Here is a 21,382-nt window from a genome sequence, read left to right as displayed (position 1 = left end):
TGGGCAAGGCACGCCCTGGTGTGGGTCCCTACATTTCGATTTCCAGCAGCATCGGACCCGAGAGAGGAAAAAGGTCAGCAAGCGCGGCACGCAGCTGATCTGGGGACGTGCGTTTGAAACCGAGACCATAGGCGGCGGATACTGCCTCGAAATCCGGTGCTCCGGGGTGGCATCCAGTGGCCTTAATGCCTGCGGCTTCCATGGAGTTCGCGATCTCGAGGAATGCGTTGTTGTTCCAGACCACGAACAGGATGGGGATGTTCTCGTCGCTCGCCACACCCAGTTCCGGCAAGGTGAACTGAGCGCCGCCATCGCCCATGAGCGCGATGACAGGTGCGGTCGGATCGGCGATGGCGGCCCCGATCGCGGCCGGGATCGCAAACCCGAGCGCACCAAATCCGGTGGCCCCGTTGAACCAGCCGCCGGGGCGGTCGTGATCGTAAGCCAGGTTTGCGGCATACACCGCTTGCGTGGAATCCCCGACCATGATCGCGCCCGGGGCCGCATCCCGCAGGATTTCGATCTGCTCGATCAACGCACCATAGCCAGGTGCGGTGGTGTCGATTTCGCGCAGCGCCGCATTGCGTGCGGCCTCTGCGCGGCCCGCGCCACCAGTCCCGGGCTTGCTGTCGATCTCGGCAGCCAGTCGCGGCAGACACCGATCCAGATCACCGGTCACCGCGACCTCCGCCGGGTGGCGGCGCAGTTGATCGGCGCATATGTCGATGCGCAACAAGGACGCCATCCTCGGGTAGCTCCCTGTCGCATACATATCGTAGTCGGTCGGACCAAGTTCAGTGCCAAGCGCAAGCACGCAATCGGCGTCTTCGATCAGCTCCCGGACGGCGTGCAACGACGGGCTGGCGGCGACGGTGAGCGCATGCCCATGCATCAATCCGCGCGCATTGACGGTTTGCACCACGGGTGCGTCGAGTTTCTCCGCCAATTGTGTGAGCGCCGCGTCCTGTCTGCGGCAACCGCCACCGGCGATGATGACGGGGCGCGCGCACTCTGCGAGACGTGCCAGGATGGGCGCAAGATCCGGGTCATCGGGGGCGGGGGCATCGGTCAGCGACAGATCATCCGGACCTTGCAGGCCCATGACGTCCGTCGGCACCTCGATATGCACGGGCGCCGGCCGTCCGGCGAGCCCGGCAAACGCACGACCCAGCGCCCCGTCGAGCCCGGCTGCGTCCTCCACCTGCTCGGCGTGCTTTGATACTGTTTTCGACAATCCCAACTGATCGGGCAGTTCATGAAGCAGGCCCAGCCCCTTGCCAAGGCTGTCGCGGCGGTTGACACCCGTTACCACGATCATGGGGGAACTGTCGGCACGTGCTTGCGCCATGGGCGTCAGCGTATTGACCAACCCCGGGCCGGTAATCACGAACACGACGCCAGGTTTGCCGGACACACGCGCATAGCCATCCGCCATGAAGCCCGCCCCCTGTTCATGACGCGGTGTAACGTGGCGAATGTCGGCAGCTTCGATCCCACGGTAGAGTTCAATGGTATGCACCCCGGGGATGCCGAAAACCACCTCAACCCCGCGATCAACGAGGTTCTGCGCCAGGGCTTGACCGATCGTTGGCATGCTTTCTCCTTGTATCTTCCTTGGTCGGGGTCAGCTATTTGCTGGCAACCCCAGAATGGCGAATAGGGTCGCCTCCGCCACTGCGATCAACCGTTCCGGCGGCAGCATGTCCGGCAGCATCGACCCTTCGAGCCAAAGCCCGTCGAGGACCGCGTTGCAGGCGATCGCCTTCTGTTCGACCAAGGCCGGGTCGACGGGCGCGCCACGGGCTTCGAGCGCTTCTGTGATCAGCGGCTCCAGTGCATTGCGAAAGCCGAGATAGGTATCGATGTGGATCTGTTTCATCCGCTCATCATGCGGAACCATCTGAATGAAACCCGCCCAGATCTGCAAACCGGCCCCGTTGGTCACCGGCGGAGAGAGCGTGTCCCGAATACATTGGCGCAATCGGTCCGCGAGTGTCCGGTCTGTATCTGTCGCCGACGACAGGGAGAGATGCGCCATCTTCTGCATGTGAAAGGAATAGGCCGCATACATCAGATCTTCTTTGGTGCGAAAGTGATGCCGGATCAGGCTGAAGGCAACGCCGGCCTCGGCCGAGATTTCGCGCACGGTCGCTGCCGAAACCCCCTTGCGCGCAATCACCCGCAGTGTGGCTTCGACAAGCTGCTCACGGCGCAGCTCCGGGCTTTCCCGGCGAAATTTAGGTTTGTTGTCAGACATTCCGGACCCCACGATTTATTGCACATTCGTGCAACAGGGTGCGGAAATCAAGGCTAAAGTGGATCAGACCACATAGCCTGAGATCAACTTCCATGTCCCCAGAGGACCGAGAGGATGCTCAATCAAGCCCCTCGATATGCGTGCAGGCCCAGAACACGCGCGCATCCTCGGCCCCTGTACTGCGCACCCCATGCCGCATGGTACTGTCATAGTAGGCGCAATCTCCGGCCTTCAAGATCACCGGCTCATAGTGTTCCACGCGCAATTCGACCTCTCCTGCGAGTATGAACAGGAGCTCTTCGCCATCATGCCGGTCAAGATGTTCGGGCGTGGTCCCGCCTGCGGCGCCAACCGTTCCGATGAGCGGGATGATTTTCTTGCCGGTGAGGCCGTTGCACAAGATTTCATAGGCATAGGCTTTGCCCTCGACGGAACGCCCCTGGCCCGCGCGCGTAACCGTGAGGCGCGTCGTCGTGACCTCGCCTTCCGGCTCTGCAATCAGCTTCTCCAGGCCGACACCATACCCCCGTGCGAGTCGCAGCAGATTCTCGAAACTCGGGGACACCTTGCCGTTTTCGATCTTGTAAATGGTCGAAACCGCAAGGCCCGTGCGCTCCGCCGCTTGTTCCAGTGTCATCTCGGCCGAACTGCGTAAGCCTTTGACACGCTTGCCGAGTTCAAGCCGGATCTGCTGCTTTTCACTGTCATCCAGCAATGCCGTTTGTGCATCAGAGACAAAGGGAGAGTCTTTTTTTGTTGTTTGGGACATGATTTTTCTTATTTTACCAAAAAATTGCCCATAGGCCGCGTGCCCGAGCTATTTGGATGAAAGTATGCATGACCAGCAGAAGCGTGGCCAGCGAATTGCCGTGATCGGAGCGGGGGTGGTTGGGATGGCCACCGCCTACCACCTCGCGGAACGCGGCCACCACGTGACCGTGATCGAGCGCGCAAAGGCCCCTGCCGAGGGCTGCAGCTTTGCCAATGCGGGGATCATTGCCGTCGGTCATGCCGAGAGCTGGGCCGGGCCTGCCGCGCCTGCGCAAATGATACATGCTTTACTGGGCCGTACCCCGAGCGTGAAGATCAGCAAGCTGATGGACCCGCAGCTCTGGCGCTGGGGGCTGGCGTTCTTGCGTCAGTGCTCGGCGCGGGCGCATCGGGAAAATTCCGGCGCGATGGCGTGGCTGGCCCGCCATGGGCGGCAAGAGTTGCAGGCCTTGGAGCAAGCCACTGGGCTTGCTTTTGAGCAGGGGCATGACGGGGCCTATTATCTTTATGGGGAAGAGAGCGCCTTTACCGCGCGCAAGGCATCGGATCATCTCGAAGGCTTCTCTCCCATGAGCGCCGAAGAACTGACCCAATGGGACCCGGCGCTGAAGGTTTATGGCGACAGGCTGAAAGGCGGGCTGTTGTCCTCGGTCGACAGTAAGGGCGATTGCCGCCGGTTCACCAGAGCGCTGGCGCAGTGGCTGGAGCAGAACCGGCAGGTCACGTTCCACTATGGCGCAACGGTCACCGGGTTCGAGCGCGCACAGGGGCGCGTGTCGGCGGTGCAGACCACAGACGGGCCAGTGCCCTGCGATCAGTTGGTGATCGCGGCAGGTGTTGGCACGGTCGCGCTCGGCAAACAGTTAGGCGTGCGCCCGCTGATCTACCCGGTCAAAGGCTATTCGGCGACCTACCCGATACGGGATGGTGCGTATATGCCAGCCCGCCCGCTGGTCGATGAAACCAATCTGATCGCAGTCACCCGGCTGGGGTCTTACCTGCGCGTCACCGCCATTGCCGAATTTGCAGGTCACGACAGCAGCCCCAACCCGGAGCGCGCGGCGTATCTGGATGACTATGTGGCGCGCCACTTTGGCTGCGCGGTCGAGTTGGATGCGGTCACACATTGGGCCGGTCTGCGCCCCACCACCCCCAGCGGGCGGCCCTATCTAGGCCGTTTGCGCACCCACAAAAATGTCTGGCTCAACGCCGGTCACGGTCAGCTTGGCTGGACCATGGCGCCGGGCGCAGGACAGCTCCTCGCCGCGCGGCTGCATGGCGCTCAATCTCCCTCATACGGCGTTTCCGAGACAGCCCGCTGGCTGATCGCCGCCTAGGCACGGGCGTTATCCGCCCGGCGCTGCCTCCTCTTCACAGTTAGGATCGTTCAATGAAAATTCTCGACCAGGAACAGACCCGCGCCGCCCTGCCTTATGCGGAATTGATTGATGCATTGGATCAGGGATTTTGCGGCGCGTATGAAGCGCCGCTGCGCCATCACCACTATCTGGAAAACGCCGGAGAAGAAGACGATGTGCTGCTGCTGATGCCAGCATGGCGTGCGGAGGGCTTTGGCGGCATCAAACTGGTCAATGTGGTGCCCGGCAACAGCAAACGTGGCCGCGCGGCGCTGTCGTCGAGCTATGTGTTGTTTGACCGCGAAACCGGCGCGCATCTGCTGCTGGCAGATGGCGGAGAGCTGACAGCGCGGCGCACCGCTGCGGCCTCGGCGCTGGCGGCACGGCGGCTGGCCCGCCCCGAAAGCGCCACGCATCTGATCATTGGCGCCGGGCGCGTGGGCTTTAATCTGGCGCAGGCCTACCGCGAGGTGCTGCCGATGACGCGCACGCTGGTCTATGACATCATGCCCGAAAATGCGGCGCGCACGGTGGCAAACCTGAAGGAGATGGGCATTGCCGCCGAGGTCACCGAAAGCGTCGAGGCCGCCGCAGCAGAGGCCGATGTGGTCTCTTGCGCGACCCTGTCGCAGACACCGGTGCTGCAGGGCGCGTGGCTGCACCCCGGCCAGCACATCGACCTGATCGGCAGCTTTACTCCAACCATGCGCGAAGCGGACGACGCGGTGCTGACCCGTGCCACGGTCTATGTGGACACGATGGATGCGCTGGTGGAAAGCGGCGACATCAAGACCCCGCTGGAAACCGGCGTGCTCGTCGAAAGCGACATTCGCGCTACGCTCAAGGACCTGTGCGAAGGGGATCTGTCCCCGCGCCAGTCGCCAAAGGAAATTACCCTTTTCAAAGGGGTCGGTACCGCGATTGAAGATCTGTCGGCCGCAATACTCGCCTACAGATCCACCAGCTGATCCCAAAGAGACGACAACCGGCACCGGACCCCGCTGCGCTCGGTGATGCCCTCATTGAGGCCAGGTCACGGTTCGCCACCCAACAGAGAGGACATGTTTCATGCCATTACAAAAAACGGACGTTCGTCCATCAATCGGTCTGGCGCTGCTGCCGATTGTGCTGACGCTCGGCATCCTTGGGGTGCAGATCTTTTATTTTGGGGATTTCACCCCGCATATCCCGCTGGCCATTGGTATCGCACTGACGGCCATCGTGGGCCTGATCGAAGGCCTGAGCTGGGATGAGATCGAAAAAGGCGCATTCCATGTGATCGCGGTCTCCTTTCCCGCCGTCTCGGTTCTGATCCTTGTCGGCATGATCGTCGGTACATGGATCGCCTCGGGTACGGTTCCGACATTGATCTATTACGGGCTGTCGCTGCTGTCGCCGCAGCTGTTTCTGGCTGCGGGCATGATCCTGTGTTCCATCGTCTCATTGGCGCTTGGGACAAGCTGGGGCACCGTGGGCACCGTGGGTCTGGCGCTCATGGGCATTGGCGAAGGCTTTGGCATTCCTGCCTATTGGACCGCAGGCGCGGTGGTTTCGGGGGCCTTCTTTGGCGATAAAATCTCGCCCCTGTCGGACACCACCAACCTTGCGCCCGCCGTGACCGATACGCAGCTGTTTGACCACATCCGCAATATGCTGCCGACCACGGTTCCGGCCATGCTGATTGCACTGGCGATCTATACGGTGATGGGCTTCAACCTTGGCGAAGGGGAGCCGTCTTTTGAACGGATCGAGAGCTTCAAGACCGCGCTGGATGGCTCTTTTGACATCACGCCCTGGCTCTTGTTGCCCGCGCTTCTGGTGATCGGGCTTGCGATGTTGAAGATGCCCGCAATCCCGACGCTGTTCATTGGTGTCGTGGTGGCCTCGCTGATCGCGATCTTCGTGCAGGGCGTATCGGTGCATGACGTCTTTACTTATGCCAACTACGGCTACTCGGTTGAAACCGGGGTGGAGGCGATGGACGCGCTGATGAACCGGGGCGGCATTCAGTCAATGATGTGGACCATCTCGTTGATCCTGATTGCGCTTGGTTTTGGTGGCGCGCTGGAGCGCACGGGCTGTCTGGCCGCGATCATTGAGCTGCTGACCAAGCGGGTCAAATCCATCGCGGGCGTGCAGACCTCGGCGATCCTGTCGTCGATGGCAACCAACACCGTGGCAGGCGACCCCTATTTGTCGATCGCGCTGCCGGGTCGGATGTTCAAGCCGGTCTATGACCGCATCGGCTATTCACGTCTGAACCTTGCCCGCGCCACCGAAGAAGGCGGCACCATCATTTCGCCGCTGATCCCATGGAACGCAGGCGGTGCCTTTGTAATCTCGGCGCTGGCGCTGGGGATCTCGGAGGGCAAAATGGAGAACCTTCTCTATATTCCGCTGTCCTTTGCCTGCTGGCTGGCGCCGGTGTTTGGCATCTTCTACGCATGGACGGGTTTCTTTACACCCAAGGCAGAAGAGACCGGCGAACAGGCACCCACCGGTGCGCACCAGGCCGCCAAATAAACTGACGCGGACCTAAAACAGAGAGGCTGCTCCGGTATCGACCGGGGCAGCCCTTTTTGTTGCCGCGATCCTGATAGCTGCGCAACCGCATCCTCCACGCGTGAAAATCCTATTCGGAACGGCCACCGGCAACGCGCAGCGGAAGTGTCAAACGATCCGCCGGCGACCTCGGCCTTTGTCATATTCCTGAAAAGAATCCTCTTTATCAGGTATGGAAACGTTTCCAATCGAGTCTGACGAATGGACCAGAAGCAAAGAGTGACCATCAAGGACGTCGCGCGCGCCGCCGGCTGCGGGATCGCAACGGCAAGCCGGGTTCTGAACAAATCCGGTCCGGCCAGTGCTGAGGTGCGTGCGCGGGTTGAGACCGCAGCGCGCGATCTGGGGTTCTCTTTCAGCGCCATCGGACGCGCGTTGCAGGGCGGACGCAGCATGACGATCGGCTGCCTGGTTCCCTCGCTGACCAATCCGGTCTTTGCAGAGGCGGTGCAAGGCGCGCAGGAGGTGTTGTCGGGCGCAGGCTATCAGCTGCTGATTGCCAGTTCGAATTATGACGGTGATGCCGACAACGAGGCCATCGCGACCCTCGTCGCCAAGGAAGTTGACGGGCTGATCGTGACCATGGTCGCCCCCGAACGCAGCGCGGCCCTGAACCAGGCGCGTAACCGGGGCGTGCCGGTGTCATTGATGTTCCACGATCCGCTCGACGGGTTCGTGACCGCTCATGTGGACAATTTCGAGGCCGCGCGAGAGGTCGCGCGACGCTTTGCCGATCTTGGCCACCAGCGCACGGCCTTTCTGTCGCTGCGGTTCTCCAGCTCGGACCGGTCCCGCAACCGCTATGCGGGATTTCATGCCGAGTGCAGAGCACGGGGCCTGCCGGATCCCGCCCTGATCGAACTCGACGAAGCCGAGGCGAATACGCCTGATATTCTGGCCGAGGTTCTCTCCTCCCTTGGCGGGCTGACGGCGATCTTCGCTTCAAACGACTTTTTGGCCATCGCCGTGCAAAAGGCCGCCCGCCTGGTGGGGAAAAGCGTCCCAAGGGACCTGTCGGTTGTCGGCTTCGACGGGATCGACGTCGGGCGGCTATTGGACGTGCCTCTGTCGACGATCGAGACGGCACCGGAGGCCATGGGGCGCCAGGCCGCGCAGACTCTACTGGACATGATGCAAGGTGGGGGCTGCGCGCAGCGACCCCCGTTGCCATTCGATTTCCGTGCCGGGGCCACGCTTGCGCGCCCGCGGACGGAAAGCCGTGACGACGACCAGGTTGCCGCCTGGCCGCCGTCTGTTCACTCGCTCAAGACCGATCTCAAACAAGGATGAACCCATGAAACATACTGTTCTTGCCGCGGCCTTCGCAACCGCGATCGCTGCACCGGCCTCTGCCGAGGATGCTGTCTGCTACAATTGCCCGCCACAATGGGCGGACTGGGCCTCGATGCTGGAGGCCATCGATGACCGCCTCGACATTCAGATGCCGCATGACAACAAGAACTCCGGCCAGACCCTGAGCCAACTTCTGGCGGAACGTGCAAGCCCCGTTGCCGATGTTGCCTATTATGGTGTGACCACCGGTATCAAGGCCGGGAATGAGGGCGTCGCGCAGCCGTACAAGCCCGCAGGCTTCGATGACATCCCCGAAGGCCTCAAGGACCCCGAAGGCCGCTGGTTTGCTGTTCACTACGGCACACTGGGCCTGTTTGTGAATGTCGATGCCTTGGGCGGTGCGCCGGTGCCGCAATGCTGGGCCGACCTGACCAAGCCGGAATATCGTGGCATGGTCGGCTATCTCGATCCGTCGTCGGCCTTTGTCGGTTATGCCGGTGCGGTGTCCGTGAATCTGGCCAACGGCGGTGATCTCGAGAATTTCGATCCAGCGATCGCCTATTTCAACGCGCTGGCCGAAAACGATCCTATCGTGCCCAAACAGACCTCTTTCGCGCGGGTGGTATCGGGCGAGATCCCGATCCTGTTTGACTACGACTTCAATGCCTATCGCGGGAAATACGAGGAAGACGGAAATTTCGAGTTTGTATTGCCCTGCGAAGGCTCGGTTCGGGTGCCCTATGTCATGAGCCTGGTCGCCGACGCCCCGAACCCCGATGCCGGCAAGAAGGTGCTGGATTTCATCCTGTCGGATGAGGGGCAGGCGATCTGGACCAACGCCTATCTGCAGCCCGCGCGGCCGGTAGATCTGCCTGCCGAGGTGGCGGCCAAGTTTCTGCCAGCCGCCGAGTACGAGCGCGCCGTCGCGGTGGATTACGCCGAGATGGAAAAGGCGCAGGCCGCGTTTGGCGAGCGATATCTGAACGAGGTCAAGTAACGTCGCTCTTCAGGCCGGGCGGACAGTGGTCCTGCCCGGCCGTCTCTTGCATCGGAGCCGCTGATGATCCAACGCCATTTCCTGACGCTGTGCCTGCTGCCGCTGGCGATTTTCACTCTCGCCTTTCTGGCGATCCCGCTGGCGCGCCTGGTCCTCGCTGCGGGCGAGGGTGACGCAGGCTGGGCCATCTACCTGCAAATTCTACAAACTCCACGGTACCTGTCGACGCTGGGGCAGACCGTTGTGGTGTCGCTGGCCGTCACCGTGGCGGCGTTGGCGATTTCCACCACCGCCGGGCTGTTCCTGGTGCGCAACCGGTTCGTGGGCCGCAATACGCTTCTGTCGATCCTGACGTTGCCGCTGGCCTTTCCCGGCGTTGTCGTGGGGTTCATGATCATCCTGCTGGGCGGACGGCAAGGGTTGGTGAACCAGATCCTGCCCGGTCATTGGACCTTTGCCTATTCGATTACAGGCTTGTTTCTGGGCTATCTCTATTTCTCGATCCCGCGCGTATTGCTGACGGTCATGGCCGCAGCGGAAAAGATCGACCCGGCGCTGGAGGAATCGGCCCGGACCCTGGGCGCGCCGCCGTTGCGTATTGTCATTGACGTTGTGCTGCCGGCGCTGGCGCCTGCGTTGATCGCCGCCGGGGCGATCGCCTTTGCCACTGCCATGGGTGCCTTCGGCACGGCCTTCACGCTCGCCACCGACATCGATGTGCTGCCGATGGTGATCTATACCGAATTCACGCTGTCAGCGAATATCGCCATGGCATCTGCTCTGTCCGTGGTGCTGGGGCTGGTGACCTGGGCGCTGCTGCTGATCGCGCGAAGCCTGTCGGGAACAAACGTTGCGGCAGGAGGATAGGACGATGAAATCCTTCACCAAAATCATACCATTATTGGTCACTTTGCTGACTTGCGCGTTTCTCCTGATCCCGATCATCCAATCGGTTCTTGCCGGGCTGACGGTGAACTACTTTCGCGGGTTGTCCTCGGGGGTGACGCTGAAATGGATCGGCGAGGTCTGGATGCTCTATTCCGGTAGCATCTTCTTGTCGGTCGGGCTCGCACTGGCGTGCCTGATCGTCACTCTGGTCCTGGGCGTGCCTGCCGCCTATGCTCTGGCGCGCAATCCCGGTCGTGCCTCGCGCGTGCTGGAAGAGTTCATTTCGCTGCCCCTGGCCATTCCGGGTCTGGCCTTGGCTCTGGCGCTTTTGCAGCTTTATGGCGGCTGGACCGAGTTTCGCACCAGCTGGCTGTTTATCCTTGTCGGTCACGTCCTCTACACGCTGCCGTTCATGGTGCGTTCGGTCCTGTCCGTGCTGGCGGCCATTGACCTCAAGACGCTGGAGGAAGGGGCTGCCAGCCTTGGCGCGGGGCCGGCGCGGCGTTTCATTGACATCGTTGTGCCGAATGCGATGCCCGGCATCCTTGCCGGGGCGCTGACCGTGGTCACCCTGTCGATCGGCGAGTTCAACCTGACATGGATGCTGCACGTACCCTATCTAAAAACCCTGCCCGTGGGCCTGGCTGACAGCTACGCCTCGATGCGGCTCGAAGTGGCGTCGGCCTACACGCTGGTCTTCTTCGTGATGATCGTGCCGCTTCTGATGGCCATGCAATGGGCCAGCGCACGCGCTCAAAGGATCATGCAATGACACTGACACTAACCAATATCGCCAAGACCTTTCCCGGCGGCACACGGGCGCTGTTGCCCACCGACCTGGAGATCGCCAAGGGCGAGATCCTGTCGCTGCTCGGCCCGTCCGGATGCGGGAAATCCACGCTGTTGCGCATCATTGCCGGGCTTGAAACGCCCGATCCCGGCGCGTCGATCGTTTTCGACGGCGAGGAGGTAACGCATCAGTCCGTTGAAACGCGCAAGATTGGCATGGTGTTTCAGTCCTATGCATTGTTTCCCAACATGTCGGTGCGCGGCAACATCGGCTACGGCCTCAAGATGCAGAAAATGTCGCGCGCGGAAATCGACGCCCGGGTGGATGAGGTCATCGCCCTGTGTCGCCTGGAGGCCTATGCCGACCGTGCGATCACCGCGTTGTCAGGCGGTCAGCGTCAGCGCGTGGCTCTGGCGCGCGCCATGGCCCCCCGTCCGCGGGTGCTGCTGCTGGACGAGCCCCTGTCGGCACTGGATGCCGCCCTGCGTGGCCAGTTGCGGGACGAACTGGCGATCCTGCTGCGCCAGTTCGGCATAACCGCGATCTTTGTCACCCACGATCAGGACGAGGCCATGGCCATCGCCGACCGTGTCGCGGTCATGAGCCAGGGCGCAGTGGCGCAGATCGGTACGCCCGAGGCGCTATATCGCAACCCCGCCACCGGCTTTGTGGCGCGCTTTGTCGGCGATGCGATGCCACTCGGTGGACGGATCGAGGCCAGTCGATTGCACCTGCCGGGTGGGGTGATTGACCTGCCGAAACCCGCCGACGGTCAGGAGGTCCTGGTGCGGGCCGAGGATGTCCGGATCGAGCCGCAGGGGGCTGTGACCGCCCGCGTCGAAGCCGTGACCTTTCTTGGCACGCATTACCGCATCGCGCTGACCGGAGCGACCGAGGCACCGCTTTTTGCCTTGCATACCGGCCTGTCCGCACCCAGACCGGGGGAGGACGTCCGTCTGTCGATCCCGACCGAAGCGCTCTTGATCCTACCAAAGGCAGGGGCTGCCTGATGACCGGTTTCATTCAGATCACCGACACCCACATCGTTTCCCCGGGCGCGCTCGCTTGCGGGCGTTCGGATACGGCCGAGGCCCTGTACCGCGCGGTTGCGACGATCAATGCAAAACTTCCCAGTCTGGACGGGATCGACTGCGTCATCGTGACCGGCGACCTGACGGATCACGGCGCGCCTGAGGAATACGCCCATTTCACCTCCATCATGGCTGAATTGGAACGGCCCTGGCTGGCGGTGCCTGGCAACCATGACACGCGCGAACCGATGCGCGCAGCCTTTCCCGGCGCAGCGTGGATGCCAACTCAGGGGCCTATCCACTGGGTGCGCGAACTCGGGCCCTTCGCCATTGTCGGTCTCGACACCCTGCAGGAGGGCGCGCGCCATGGAGCGCTCGGCTCCGATGGGTTGGCGTTTCTTGATACGGCGCTGGATGATTTGGGCGATAAACCGGTCATTGTCGCCACGCATCACCCTTGGATACATGCCGGGATTCCCGCGATGGATACCGATAACCTGCATGACGGTGCGCAGCTGATGGCGCGACTGGAGGCCTATCCCGGCCCCATTCGGATGATTTCGGGCCATGTCCATCGCGCTGTCGTCGGTCAAATCGGTCGTATCACCTGTCAGATCGGACCCGCGACCTGCCACGCAGTGTTGACCGACCACCACGCTGCCCGCGACCCGCAGCTGGTTCTGGAACCCGGCGCAATCACGGTGCACCGGTGGGTCGAGACGCCCAGTCCAGGTTTCGTATCCGATGTAATACCGATCGGCGCCTTTTCCGGCCCCTGGCCCTTCACCGATTGAACTGTTCCTGCCTGATCGATTTCCGAGACTGGTCAGCTGGTTGCCCCATCTGGTATTGGAGGCCGCAAGATGACCCCGTCGGCAAAGCGTCTGCCCGCAACGTTTGTGCCGCATGCGGTCGACGACACATGCAATGAGCATCCCCTCGCGGCCTCCATCGCCAGCGGGCAGGTTCAGGAAAGGCAGCGCACCATGGCAAACCCGTTATATGACCGCCTGTTCGGCATCCACGCCGGCAAGTCCACGCCTTTTCTGCATTTGCAAACCGGGGCGGTGATAAGCCATCAGGATTTCCTTGGCAGGGCAGCACAAATCGCACATGTGCTGACACACTCGGGCCTGAAACCGGGAGACCGGGTGGCGGCGCAGGTCGAGAAGTCCCCCGAGGCATTGGCACTCTATGCCGCCTGCGTACAGGCCGGGTTGATCTTCCTGCCGCTGAACACCGCCTATACCGCCGAGGAACTCAGCTATTTCATCGAGAACAGCGGTGCATCGGTGGTGGTCTGTGACCGCCGCAACGAGGCGACGCTGCTGCCGATTGCCCGGCAACTCGGCGCTGCGCTGGCAACGCTGAACGCCGATGGCACCGGCACCTTGATGGATCAGGCCGCGGGTATGCCGACATCCTTTGCCACCGTTACCCGCGACGCTGAGGATCTGGCAGCCTTTCTCTATACCTCCGGGACGACCGGGCGCTCCAAGGGCGCGATGCTGACCCAAAACAACCTGTTGTCCAATGCCGAGACTCTGGTCCGGGAATGGCGGTTCACCGCAGATGACGTGCTGTTGCACGCGCTGCCGATCTTTCACACCCATGGCTTGTTCGTCGCCACGAACATCACCTTGGCGTCAGGCGGAAGCATGATCTTCCTGCCGAAGTTCGATCTCGACCTGGTGCTGACGCACTTGCCGCAGGCCACCACGATGATGGGGGTGCCCACCTTCTATACCCGGTTGCTGGGGGATGAGCGGTTCACGCGTGATCTTGCCGCGCGGATGCGGCTGTTTGTCTCCGGCTCGGCGCCACTGCTGGCCGACACTCATGCGCAATTCGAGGCGCGGACCGGTCATCGGATCCTGGAACGCTACGGCATGACCGAAACCAATATGAACACCTCCAACCCCTATGCGGGCGCGCGCCGGGCAGGGACCGTGGGTTTTCCCTTGCCCGGGGTCGACCTGAAGATCACCGACCCCGAAAGTGGTGACACGCTGCCACAGGGGGAGATTGGCGTGATCGAAGTGCGCGGGCCAAATGTGTTCAAGGGCTATTGGCAGATGCCCGAGAAAACAGCGGCCGAGCTGCGCGCCGATGGGTTCTTCATCACCGGTGATCTGGGGCGCGTGGATGAGGACGGCTATGTCCATATCGTCGGACGCAACAAGGATCTGATTATCTCGGGCGGCTACAATATCTACCCCAAGGAAATCGAGCTGGTGCTGGATCAGCAGCCGGGCGTTCTGGAGAGCGCGGTGATCGGTGTGCCGCATCCTGATTTCGGGGAAACCGTCCTGGGCCTCATCGTGCCCGAACCGGGCAAAGCCCCTGATCTGGAGGGGGTCGCGGAAACGGCAGGGCAGGCACTGGCGCGCTTCAAACACCCACGCCGGTTGCTGGTGCTGGACGAACTGCCGCGCAACACCATGGGCAAGGTCCAGAAGAATATTCTGCGGGAGCGCTATCAAGATATGTTCGCGGAGTGAGCCTGGACGCCAGCTGCGGACGCCGACCTGTGCACAGGGGATGCCCGTTTGGTGCTAAAGAACAGGTGATGTTCAACGGACTATCTTTTTGTTGAACATGCGCTATGCTCAACAGAATAAAGTTTTGTTGAACACGCGGGGAGCCCATGCTGGATCGCCATTCTGCGCTTGCCCATGCGGCCTATCACGACCTGCTGCGGTCGCTGCAAGACGATGCGGTGTCGGAAATCCGGGGCACGCCGACCAAAGTGCTGCGCAACGGGCGCAGCTATTGGTATGACAGCTACCGCATCGGTTCCGACGTGAAAAAACGCTATATCGGCGAGGACAGCGCGGAGCTGCGCGCGCGGCTGGATCGGCACGAGGCGCTGAAGGCCCAGCAAGACACCCGCCGACGCAACCGGACGCGGCTGGTGCGCTTGCTGCGGGCAGAGGGGTTTCTGGGGCTGGATGCGGCGACGGGGAGCCTGCTGGCGGCGCTGGCGAAATCGGGCGTGTTCCGGCTGGGTGGCACGATCGTCGGCACTCATGCCTTTCGGCTCTATGAAGGCGAGCTTGGGCTGCGGTTCGGCACCGATATGGCGGCGCAGACCGATGACATCGACGTGGCGAGCTTTTCACGTCTGTCGCTGGCGCTGGAGGATATTGCCGCCCCACCGCTGGAACAGGTGTTCCGGGATTTCAGCTTTGCCCCGCAACCCAGCCTACAGGCCGGGCGCAGCTGGCGCTGGAAACAGACGCGGGGGGATACGCTGGTCGAATTCCTGACACCGGCCTTTGGCGAGGATGAGAGCCTGCGCCCCTTGCCGGCGCTGGGGGTGGATGCCCAGGGGCTGCATCATCTGAATTATCTCATCGCCGATCCGATCCGGGCGGCGATCACCTACCGCAGCGGCGTGCTGGTGCAGATCCCGCAGCCAGAGCGGTTTGCCATTCACAAGCTGATCGTCGCGGAGCGGCGCACGGCGGCGGATGCGCTGAAGGCGGAAAAGGACCGGCGTCAGGCGGCGTTCCTGATTGCGGCGCTGGCGGAGGACCGCCCGGATGAATTGCATGGCGCCTATGCGGATGCGCTGGAACGTGGTCCCAAGTGGCGCGCGCGCATCGCAGCCAGCCTCGACCGGATGCCACAGACCAAAGCCCGGATAGACGCCGTGCTCGGATCCTAGGGGCAGATCCTGGGGGTCAAGGAGGGCAGGGGGTTTCGGCCCCCAGTCAGGCGCTGCTGTGGCGCGCCTGGGTGCGGGTGACAAAGGCCTTGGCCGATTCTAGCCCGGCCTGCTCCTGCGCGTCCAGAAGCGGCGCCACCTGGTCACGGGTGGCGCGGGCATGGGCAAGGTCGTTCAGCCCGTAGGCGACACCCACCCGACCGATCGGATGCGCGGCCACCCAGTCGGCACGATCCGCGAAATAGCCCGGCACGATGACGCTGTCGCAGCCGCAGATGGCGGCATATTGCGAATAAAAGGTGGCCTCGTCGTAGCTGTAGAACGTGTCGCACCGGTTGAAGACGGCCGCGGTTTCTTCATGCGAGAGACCGTCGACACAGATCGCGTCCTCGGTCTCCGGGATGCGCGGCTTTTCATGGCCCTTGCGCAGCATGTAGCAGGCGCCCTTGCGGTCGGGACGATTTTCGTTGCGATAGACCGGATTGCGCCGCCACAGGAACAGGTCCTGAGCGCCGCCGGTGATTTTTGGCAGGTCAGACATCTCGCCCGCGCGAAAGAACATCTCCCCGGGGCCAAAGTCATAGGGGTCCTTCAGTCCCGGCTTGTAGAGGAGCCACCGCGCCACATGCGCCGCGCCGAGCGGATTGCCGAGCGTGACTTCGGGGTAGACCACCACGGTCTCGGAGCGCAGATCCGCGGGTCGGGCTACCCGGGTGCGCAGGGTCGGGTCCTGCGGCATCCGCATGGGCTTGCCCAGCATCCGGCGCAAGCGCTTGCGCAGCGGAGGCCTCGGTGCCTCCCACCAAGGCCAGAGCGCAGCGTCCTCTCCCAGCGTGGTCAGCGCATGGGCCAGTTGATGCAGAAAGATCGACCCGCCGCTGTCGGGGTCATACGCCGGGGCGTAGATCAGGTAGTTGGCGCGGGGCGTTTCAGGCATAGGGCAGGGGCCTTGGCAGCAAGGGAGGGGTCAGGAAGTGGGAGGCGACGGCGGGAACTTGGCGGCGGCGCGTTCCGCCTCAGCTTCGGCTTGCAACAGCGCCTGCTCCTGCGCCAGCAGATCGCATGCGCGGGTCTTGCCGGGCCGCGCCGGCACCCCGGTGAGGATGGTCCAGGGCGCGCAGGACCGCAGCACCACCGCCCCCGCGCCGACCGCCGCGCCTTCGCCCAGCTCGACCCCCGGCGCAATCACCGCATTGGCGCCAACAATCACGTGGCGTCCCAGCGACACCGGCGCCTTGTGCTCCGCCTTGTAGGCGGCGGGAACCGTCGGATTGGTTAGCGTCGCGCCGGAATAATCGTCGGATTGCGAAAACACCTTGACCCCGTAGGCCAGGCCCGAGAAGTCGCCGAAGGTGATGCCCGGCGATCCCCCCGCGACCAGGCAGAGCGGCGCGATATGCACATTGCGCCCGGTCACCACCCGTCCCGAGACCACGCAGAAGTCATCGATGCGGGTGTGATCGCCCAGCGACATCTTTTCCGGCTCGTATAGAGAAGCCTTGTCGCTGATCCGCACATTGCGCCCCAGCGCGGCAAAGCCCATGTTTTCCAGAGTTTCCTGGGTCAGATAGGCCATCGGTCAGCGCGCCTCTGCAAAGAAGTCATGCACCGCCGCGATCACCGCGTCGATGTCGTCACCGAGCGTGTAGAACAGCGGCAGTCGCAGCAGGCAGGCGGAGGTCCGGTCAGTCACCGGCAGCGGATCGGCGGTGCGCCCGTAGGTCTGGCCGGCGGGGGCGGAATGCAGCGGCACATAGTGGAATGGCGCAATGATACCGCGCGCCCTGAGGGCGGCAATCAGCGCATCGCGGCGGGCCTGATCCGGCAGCAGAAGGTAGAACATGTGGCCATTGCCGGTGGTGTGCTCCGGGATCACGGGGCGGCGCAGCTGGCCCCGGGCCTCCAGATCTGCCAAAGCAGCCATGTAGTGATCGAACTGGGCGCAGCGGCGCTGGCGGATCTCGTCCTGGAATTCCAGCTGACCATGCAGGAAGGCGGCAATCAACTCGCCCGGCAGGAACGAGGAGCCCAGGTCGACCCAGGTGTATTTGTCCACCTGACCGCGCAGGAAGCGGGAGCGGTTGGTGCCCTTCTCTCGGATGATCTCGGCGCGCTCGACCAGGTCCGGACGGTTCAGGGTGAGCGCGCCGCCTTCGCCGCTGATGATGTTCTTGGTCTCGTGAAAGCTGAAGGCGCCCATGTCGCCCAGGGTGCCCGCCTGACGCCCCTTGTAGGTGGACCCATAGGCCTGGGCCGCATCCTCCACCAGCATCAGGTCATGCGCCCGGGCAATCTCTGCCAGCGCATCCATATCGGCGGGAAATCCGGCGTAATGCACCGCAAAGATGGCGCGGGTGCGGGGCGTGATGGCGGCGCTGACCCGGGCAGGGTCGATATTGAGGCTGCGGGGGTCGATGTCGACAAACACCGGCACCGCGCCGCGCAGTACTACTGCATTGGCGGTGGACACAAAGGTGAAGGAGGGCATGATGACCTCATCCCCCGGCGCCAGATCACACAGCAGCGCCGCCATTTCCAGCGCCGCGGTGCAGGAATGGGTCAGCAGCGCGGCGCCGGCCCCCGTGGCGGCCTCGATCTGCTGGTGGCAGAGACGGGTGAAATGGCCATCGCCGGACAGCTGGCCACGGTTGATGGCCTCGGTCACCCAATGCAGTTCGCGGCCTACAAAAGAGGGGCGGTTGAAGGGTATCTTGGTTTCAGCCACGCGTCGGCCTTTCTGCATCACCTGCCATCAGAGCCTCTGTTTCTCATTATCACTGGCAGGAATCCAGCCCAATCACCCGCGCAAAGTGCTCCGCGACATTCGACGGACAACACGGATAATACACTCCGGTGATGCAGCTGCGGGTTAAATAAGATTTAGCCAGCTTCCGCGTTGTGCAGAAAATCCTCAAACCCCAGCAGGAAGCTGCGCACCCGGCAGCGGATCAGCGATTGTATCTCCACCTGGCTGGGCACCTTGTAGACCCATTGCCGCACCCCGAGGTAGAAAATGCTGGCGTGAAACCCCCAGATCAGCTCCATCGCCATTTCATGATCCTCGGGCCGGACCAGATCGCCCCGTCCCATGTGGGCGAGTTGCTCTTGCAGCAAAGGCTCGAAGATCCGGCGCCGCAGCATCGCGGTATACCGCTGCGAGATCACCGGATCGTCAAAGGCGGACAAGAGGAAGATCCGCACCCAGTCCTTTTGCAGAACCACCTTTGCGTAATCCCCCAGGTAGCGCTCCAGCCGGTCGGACAGCGGCAGGCTGCGGTCGCGCAGGATCTCGTCCCATTCCGGGTTCCAGCGCCCGACATAGACCCGATCATAGATCTTCTCGACGATCTCTTCCTTGGTCGCGAAATAGCGATAAAGCAGGCTCTGACTGACGTTGAGATGGCGCGCCAGTTCCCGGGTGGAAAACGCAAAGCCGTGGTCGGCGACATATTCGATGGCCCCGGTCAGGATCAGATGCTCGCGGTCCTGCGGTGACAGGCGCGTGCGTTTCTTCTTGGCGGCAGGCGGGGCGGCGGGATCTTGTGTCATTGAGCCCTTGCGGTCTGGTGGAGATCTTGTCGGAGCGAGGCCCGCCCACTGCGTGTGATCCGGCGCGGCGGGCGGGCTCCGGCGCTTACCTTAGCGCATAGGGCAGCCAAGTGGAAATGCCCGGCAGCAACGCCACGACGATCAGAACCAGCACCTGCAAGCCGATGAACGGCAGCACCCCGGCGTAGATGTCGCGGGTGGCGATCTCGGGCGGGGCCGCAGAGCGGAAATAGAACAGGGCAAATCCAAACGGCGGCGTCAGAAATGAGGTTTGCAGGTTCAGCGAAATCAGGATCGCCAGCCAGATCGGATCCAGTCCCGCCATCAGCAGCACCGGCGCAATGGTGGGCACAATGACAAAGATGATCTCGATGAAGTCGAGGATGAACCCGAGCAGGAACATCACAGCCAGCACCACCGCCAGGGCCGCATATGGCCCGCCGGGCACACCGGAGATCAGCGCCTGCACCGCCTCGTCGCCGCCAAAGCCTCGGAACACCAACGACAGCATCGCCGCCCCGATCAGGATCATAAAGACCATTGCGCTCAGCCGCACGGTCTCGGTGGCGGCGCTGGAGAGCGCGCCTGCGCGCAGGCACCGGACCAGGGCCAGGGCAAAATAGCCGCCAACCACCAATGCGGGCACCGCGATGATGTAGCGTTCCGTCTGGAGCGGCAGGTCGAGGCCGGGCAGGAGCCCCTGTTTCACCGCCACGGTCAGCCCCAGGATCAGCAGCGCCATATTGGCGTGGCGGCGATGGCTGGGACCAAAGCCCGCCAGAAGGACCGCCCCCGCTGCCCCGATCGAAGCGGATTCGGTTGGTGTCGCCACGCCGCCGAGGATGGAGCCGAGTACGCCGAGGATCAGCGCCAGCGGCGGCACCAGTCTGGCCAGCAGCACCCGGGCCGTGATGGTCATTTCCTCCGCCGCGCGCTCTGGCGGGGCCGGACTGCTTGCAGGGCTCAGCAGCGCCATGGCGATTTGATAGAGCAGGAACACCACGACCATCAAAAGGCCGGGCCCCATCGCGCCGGCAAACAGATCGGAGATCGACACGGTATCGGGCGAGAAATTTCCCATCGCCAGCTGCGCCTTCTGATAGGCCGAGGAAATCGTGTCCGCCAGCAACACCAGCACCAGCGAGGGCGGGATGATCTGACCCAAAGTGCCAGCCGCGCAGATCGATCCGGCCGCCAGCCGCGGCGAGTACCCCCAGGTCATCATCACCGGCAGCGACAACAGCGCCATGGTGGTCACCGTGGCGCCGACGATACCGGTGGAGGCCGCCAGCAGCGCCCCTACGAGGGTGATCGCAAAGCCAAGCCCGCCGCGGCGTCGGCCAAACAGACGACCAATCCCGTCCAGCAGTTCGGAGGCAATGCCGCTGCGTTCCAGCATGGCCCCCATGAACACGAACAACGGCACCGCAAGCAGCACGTCATTTGTCATCGCCGCGTAGATCCGCTGCGGGATCGCCGACAGGAAGGACGCATCGAAGTGCTGCAGCAGAACGCCAAGCCCAGCCAACAGCAGCGACACCCCGCCCAGTACGAAGGCCACCGGAAACCCCGACATTAGGCAGATCAGCAGCCCGGCGAAGAGCGCGATCAGATAGAGCGTGTGCACGTCAACCATCAGCTCGCCCCCCGACACCCAAGCAGCGGAAAAGCACCGCCAGTGCTTGCAGGATCACCAGGGTCAGCGCCACCGGGATCACCGTCTTGAAGACAAAGACCCCGGGCAGCCCCGCCGCCTCGCGCGAGGCTTCGCGCGCGGCCCAGCTGCTGAGCACATAGTCCTGCGAGGTCCACAGCATGAACAGGCACAACGGCAGCAGGAACAGCAGGATACCCGCCGCATCGATCCTGCGCCGCCACCGCGGGGACAGCCCGTGGTAGATCATGTCGACCCGCACATGCCGGTCCGAGGCGAGCGTATCCGCCATCGCCAGCATGAACATGGTGCCAAAGAGATAGAGGATCGCCTCCTGCGCCATCACCGCACCGGCATCGAACAGGTAGCGCGCCACGACCACCGCGAATTGCAACAGCACCATGGCAACCGCCAGCCAACGGCTGACCCGTCCGATCAAGTCAATGCCCCGGGCCAGCGGGCCGGAGCCCTTCATATGTGTGTAGGTGTTTTCCATTTCCGTCTTCCCGACGCCACCCACCCGGCCCGAACGGGGCCGCTGCACGGGGCATCTCCTGGAGAA

General features: G+C 63.0%; 20 protein-coding genes. 11 read left to right on the top strand and 9 right to left on the bottom strand.

From position 1 onward, the window contains the following. Nucleotides 1–28 precede the first annotated feature (28 nt). The 3 genes from MHM88_RS16075 to MHM88_RS16065 form a co-directional block, all read right to left on the bottom strand. Nucleotides 29–1,594, bottom strand: coding sequence for a 5-guanidino-2-oxopentanoate decarboxylase (locus MHM88_RS16075; RefSeq protein WP_239367471.1), 1,566 nt, complete (start codon nucleotides 1,592–1,594; stop codon nucleotides 29–31). A gap of 30 nt (nucleotides 1,595–1,624) precedes the next feature. Next, on the bottom strand, nucleotides 1,625–2,257 hold the full coding sequence (locus MHM88_RS16070; protein WP_239367469.1) for a TetR/AcrR family transcriptional regulator: 633 nt from the start codon (nucleotides 2,255–2,257) through the stop codon (nucleotides 1,625–1,627). A gap of 118 nt (nucleotides 2,258–2,375) precedes the next feature. Further along, a complete protein-coding gene (locus MHM88_RS16065; RefSeq protein WP_239367467.1) occupies nucleotides 2,376–3,026 on the bottom strand; it encodes a helix-turn-helix domain-containing protein in 651 nt (216 codons plus the stop codon). A gap of 64 nt (nucleotides 3,027–3,090) precedes the next feature. On the opposite strand from MHM88_RS16065, the gene MHM88_RS16060 reads away from it, so the two are divergent. The 11 genes from MHM88_RS16060 (at nucleotide 3,091) to MHM88_RS16010 (ending at nucleotide 15,617) form a co-directional block, all read left to right on the top strand. Next, nucleotides 3,091–4,365 carry an FAD-dependent oxidoreductase gene (locus MHM88_RS16060; protein WP_239367465.1) on the top strand — a complete coding sequence of 425 codons (1,275 nt, stop codon included), beginning with the start codon at nucleotides 3,091–3,093 and terminating at the stop codon, nucleotides 4,363–4,365. 53 nt (nucleotides 4,366–4,418) lie between these two features. Next, entirely contained in the window at nucleotides 4,419–5,354 is a 936-nt protein-coding gene (locus MHM88_RS16055; RefSeq protein WP_239367463.1) for an ornithine cyclodeaminase family protein, read from the top strand. 100 nt (nucleotides 5,355–5,454) lie between these two features. Continuing rightward, nucleotides 5,455–6,909: a Na+/H+ antiporter NhaC gene (nhaC, locus tag MHM88_RS16050; RefSeq protein ID WP_239367461.1), complete on the top strand. Its 1,455-nt coding sequence runs from the start codon at nucleotides 5,455–5,457 to the stop codon at nucleotides 6,907–6,909. Between the two features lie 258 nt (nucleotides 6,910–7,167). Beyond that, nucleotides 7,168–8,238 (top strand): substrate-binding domain-containing protein, encoded by a 1,071-nt coding sequence (locus tag MHM88_RS16045; RefSeq protein ID WP_239367459.1) that lies wholly within the window; start codon nucleotides 7,168–7,170, stop codon nucleotides 8,236–8,238. Nucleotides 8,239–8,242: 4 nt separating this feature from the next. Further along, a complete protein-coding gene (locus tag MHM88_RS16040) occupies nucleotides 8,243–9,238 on the top strand; it encodes an ABC transporter substrate-binding protein (RefSeq protein ID WP_239324218.1) in 996 nt (331 codons plus the stop codon). Nucleotides 9,239–9,301: 63 nt separating this feature from the next. Then, nucleotides 9,302–10,105 carry an ABC transporter permease gene (locus MHM88_RS16035; RefSeq protein WP_239367457.1) on the top strand — a complete coding sequence of 268 codons (804 nt, stop codon included), beginning with the start codon at nucleotides 9,302–9,304 and terminating at the stop codon, nucleotides 10,103–10,105. A 4-nt stretch (nucleotides 10,106–10,109) separates the two neighbouring features. Then, nucleotides 10,110–10,898 carry an ABC transporter permease gene (locus MHM88_RS16030; protein WP_239367455.1) on the top strand — a complete coding sequence of 263 codons (789 nt, stop codon included), beginning with the start codon at nucleotides 10,110–10,112 and terminating at the stop codon, nucleotides 10,896–10,898. Beyond that, complete coding sequence (locus tag MHM88_RS16025) at nucleotides 10,895–11,926, top strand: ABC transporter ATP-binding protein (protein WP_239367453.1); 1,032 nt, start codon at nucleotides 10,895–10,897, stop codon at nucleotides 11,924–11,926. Before MHM88_RS16030 ends, MHM88_RS16025 begins: the two co-directional genes overlap by 4 nt. Then, nucleotides 11,926–12,741: a phosphodiesterase gene (locus tag MHM88_RS16020; protein WP_239367451.1), complete on the top strand. Its 816-nt coding sequence runs from the start codon at nucleotides 11,926–11,928 to the stop codon at nucleotides 12,739–12,741. Before MHM88_RS16025 ends, MHM88_RS16020 begins: the two co-directional genes overlap by 1 nt. Nucleotides 12,742–12,933: 192 nt before the next feature. After that, complete coding sequence (locus tag MHM88_RS16015) at nucleotides 12,934–14,448, top strand: malonyl-CoA synthase (protein ID WP_239367557.1); 1,515 nt, start codon at nucleotides 12,934–12,936, stop codon at nucleotides 14,446–14,448. Nucleotides 14,449–14,594: 146 nt separating this feature from the next. Further along, nucleotides 14,595–15,617: a GSU2403 family nucleotidyltransferase fold protein gene (locus MHM88_RS16010; protein WP_239367449.1), complete on the top strand. Its 1,023-nt coding sequence runs from the start codon at nucleotides 14,595–14,597 to the stop codon at nucleotides 15,615–15,617. Nucleotides 15,618–15,663: 46 nt separating this feature from the next. On the opposite strand, the gene MHM88_RS16005 is transcribed toward MHM88_RS16010, so the two are convergent. From MHM88_RS16005 to MHM88_RS15980, 6 genes are all read right to left on the bottom strand, one after another. Continuing rightward, nucleotides 15,664–16,554: a hypothetical protein gene (locus tag MHM88_RS16005; protein ID WP_239367447.1), complete on the bottom strand. Its 891-nt coding sequence runs from the start codon at nucleotides 16,552–16,554 to the stop codon at nucleotides 15,664–15,666. A gap of 30 nt (nucleotides 16,555–16,584) precedes the next feature. Continuing rightward, nucleotides 16,585–17,193, bottom strand: a complete 609-nt coding sequence (locus tag MHM88_RS16000) for a DapH/DapD/GlmU-related protein (protein ID WP_239367445.1) — start codon at nucleotides 17,191–17,193, stop codon at nucleotides 16,585–16,587. Between the two features lie 3 nt (nucleotides 17,194–17,196). Beyond that, nucleotides 17,197–18,342 (bottom strand): dTDP-4-amino-4,6-dideoxygalactose transaminase, encoded by a 1,146-nt coding sequence (gene rffA / locus MHM88_RS15995; protein WP_239367443.1) that lies wholly within the window; start codon nucleotides 18,340–18,342, stop codon nucleotides 17,197–17,199. 155 nt (nucleotides 18,343–18,497) lie between these two features. Next, complete coding sequence (locus MHM88_RS15990) at nucleotides 18,498–19,166, bottom strand: TetR/AcrR family transcriptional regulator (protein WP_239367441.1); 669 nt, start codon at nucleotides 19,164–19,166, stop codon at nucleotides 18,498–18,500. An 85-nt stretch (nucleotides 19,167–19,251) separates the two neighbouring features. After that, nucleotides 19,252–20,802 carry a TRAP transporter large permease subunit gene (locus MHM88_RS15985; RefSeq protein WP_239367439.1) on the bottom strand — a complete coding sequence of 517 codons (1,551 nt, stop codon included), beginning with the start codon at nucleotides 20,800–20,802 and terminating at the stop codon, nucleotides 19,252–19,254. Then, a complete protein-coding gene (locus MHM88_RS15980; RefSeq protein WP_239367437.1) occupies nucleotides 20,795–21,364 on the bottom strand; it encodes a TRAP transporter small permease subunit in 570 nt (189 codons plus the stop codon). The genes MHM88_RS15985 and MHM88_RS15980 overlap by 8 nt, the downstream gene beginning before the upstream one ends. Between the last annotated feature and the right edge of the window lie 18 nt (nucleotides 21,365–21,382).

Origin of the sequence: Epibacterium sp. MM17-32, from assembly GCF_022348205.1 — a bacterium.
Classification (GTDB): Bacteria; Pseudomonadota; Alphaproteobacteria; order Rhodobacterales; family Rhodobacteraceae; genus Epibacterium.
Note: the sequence above shows the minus strand (reverse complement) of the source record. Positions and strands in the feature narration are given on the sequence as shown.

What these genes read in the sequence shown, in the direction of transcription:
- MHM88_RS16070 (WP_239367469.1), bottom strand. Translation starts at nt 2,257, where the DNA reads ATGTCTGACAACAAACCTAAATTTCGCCGGGAAAGCCCGGAGCTGCGC.
- MHM88_RS16005 (WP_239367447.1), bottom strand. Translation starts at nt 16,554, where the DNA reads ATGCCTGAAACGCCCCGCGCCAACTACCTGATCTACGCCCCGGCGTAT.
- MHM88_RS16000 (WP_239367445.1), bottom strand. Translation starts at nt 17,193, where the DNA reads ATGGCCTATCTGACCCAGGAAACTCTGGAAAACATGGGCTTTGCCGCG.
- MHM88_RS16035 (WP_239367457.1), top strand. Translation starts at nt 9,302, where the DNA reads ATGATCCAACGCCATTTCCTGACGCTGTGCCTGCTGCCGCTGGCGATT.
- MHM88_RS15990 (WP_239367441.1), bottom strand. Translation starts at nt 19,166, where the DNA reads ATGACACAAGATCCCGCCGCCCCGCCTGCCGCCAAGAAGAAACGCACG.
- MHM88_RS16010 (WP_239367449.1), top strand. Translation starts at nt 14,595, where the DNA reads ATGCTGGATCGCCATTCTGCGCTTGCCCATGCGGCCTATCACGACCTG.
- MHM88_RS16025 (WP_239367453.1), top strand. Translation starts at nt 10,895, where the DNA reads ATGACACTGACACTAACCAATATCGCCAAGACCTTTCCCGGCGGCACA.
- MHM88_RS16015 (WP_239367557.1), top strand. Translation starts at nt 12,934, where the DNA reads ATGGCAAACCCGTTATATGACCGCCTGTTCGGCATCCACGCCGGCAAG.
- MHM88_RS16040 (WP_239324218.1), top strand. Translation starts at nt 8,243, where the DNA reads ATGAAACATACTGTTCTTGCCGCGGCCTTCGCAACCGCGATCGCTGCA.
- MHM88_RS16060 (WP_239367465.1), top strand. Translation starts at nt 3,091, where the DNA reads ATGCATGACCAGCAGAAGCGTGGCCAGCGAATTGCCGTGATCGGAGCG.
- MHM88_RS16020 (WP_239367451.1), top strand. Translation starts at nt 11,926, where the DNA reads ATGACCGGTTTCATTCAGATCACCGACACCCACATCGTTTCCCCGGGC.
- MHM88_RS16075 (WP_239367471.1), bottom strand. Translation starts at nt 1,594, where the DNA reads ATGCCAACGATCGGTCAAGCCCTGGCGCAGAACCTCGTTGATCGCGGG.
- MHM88_RS16055 (WP_239367463.1), top strand. Translation starts at nt 4,419, where the DNA reads ATGAAAATTCTCGACCAGGAACAGACCCGCGCCGCCCTGCCTTATGCG.
- MHM88_RS16030 (WP_239367455.1), top strand. Translation starts at nt 10,110, where the DNA reads ATGAAATCCTTCACCAAAATCATACCATTATTGGTCACTTTGCTGACT.
- nhaC (WP_239367461.1), top strand. Translation starts at nt 5,455, where the DNA reads ATGCCATTACAAAAAACGGACGTTCGTCCATCAATCGGTCTGGCGCTG.
- MHM88_RS15985 (WP_239367439.1), bottom strand. Translation starts at nt 20,802, where the DNA reads ATGGTTGACGTGCACACGCTCTATCTGATCGCGCTCTTCGCCGGGCTG.
- MHM88_RS16065 (WP_239367467.1), bottom strand. Translation starts at nt 3,026, where the DNA reads ATGTCCCAAACAACAAAAAAAGACTCTCCCTTTGTCTCTGATGCACAA.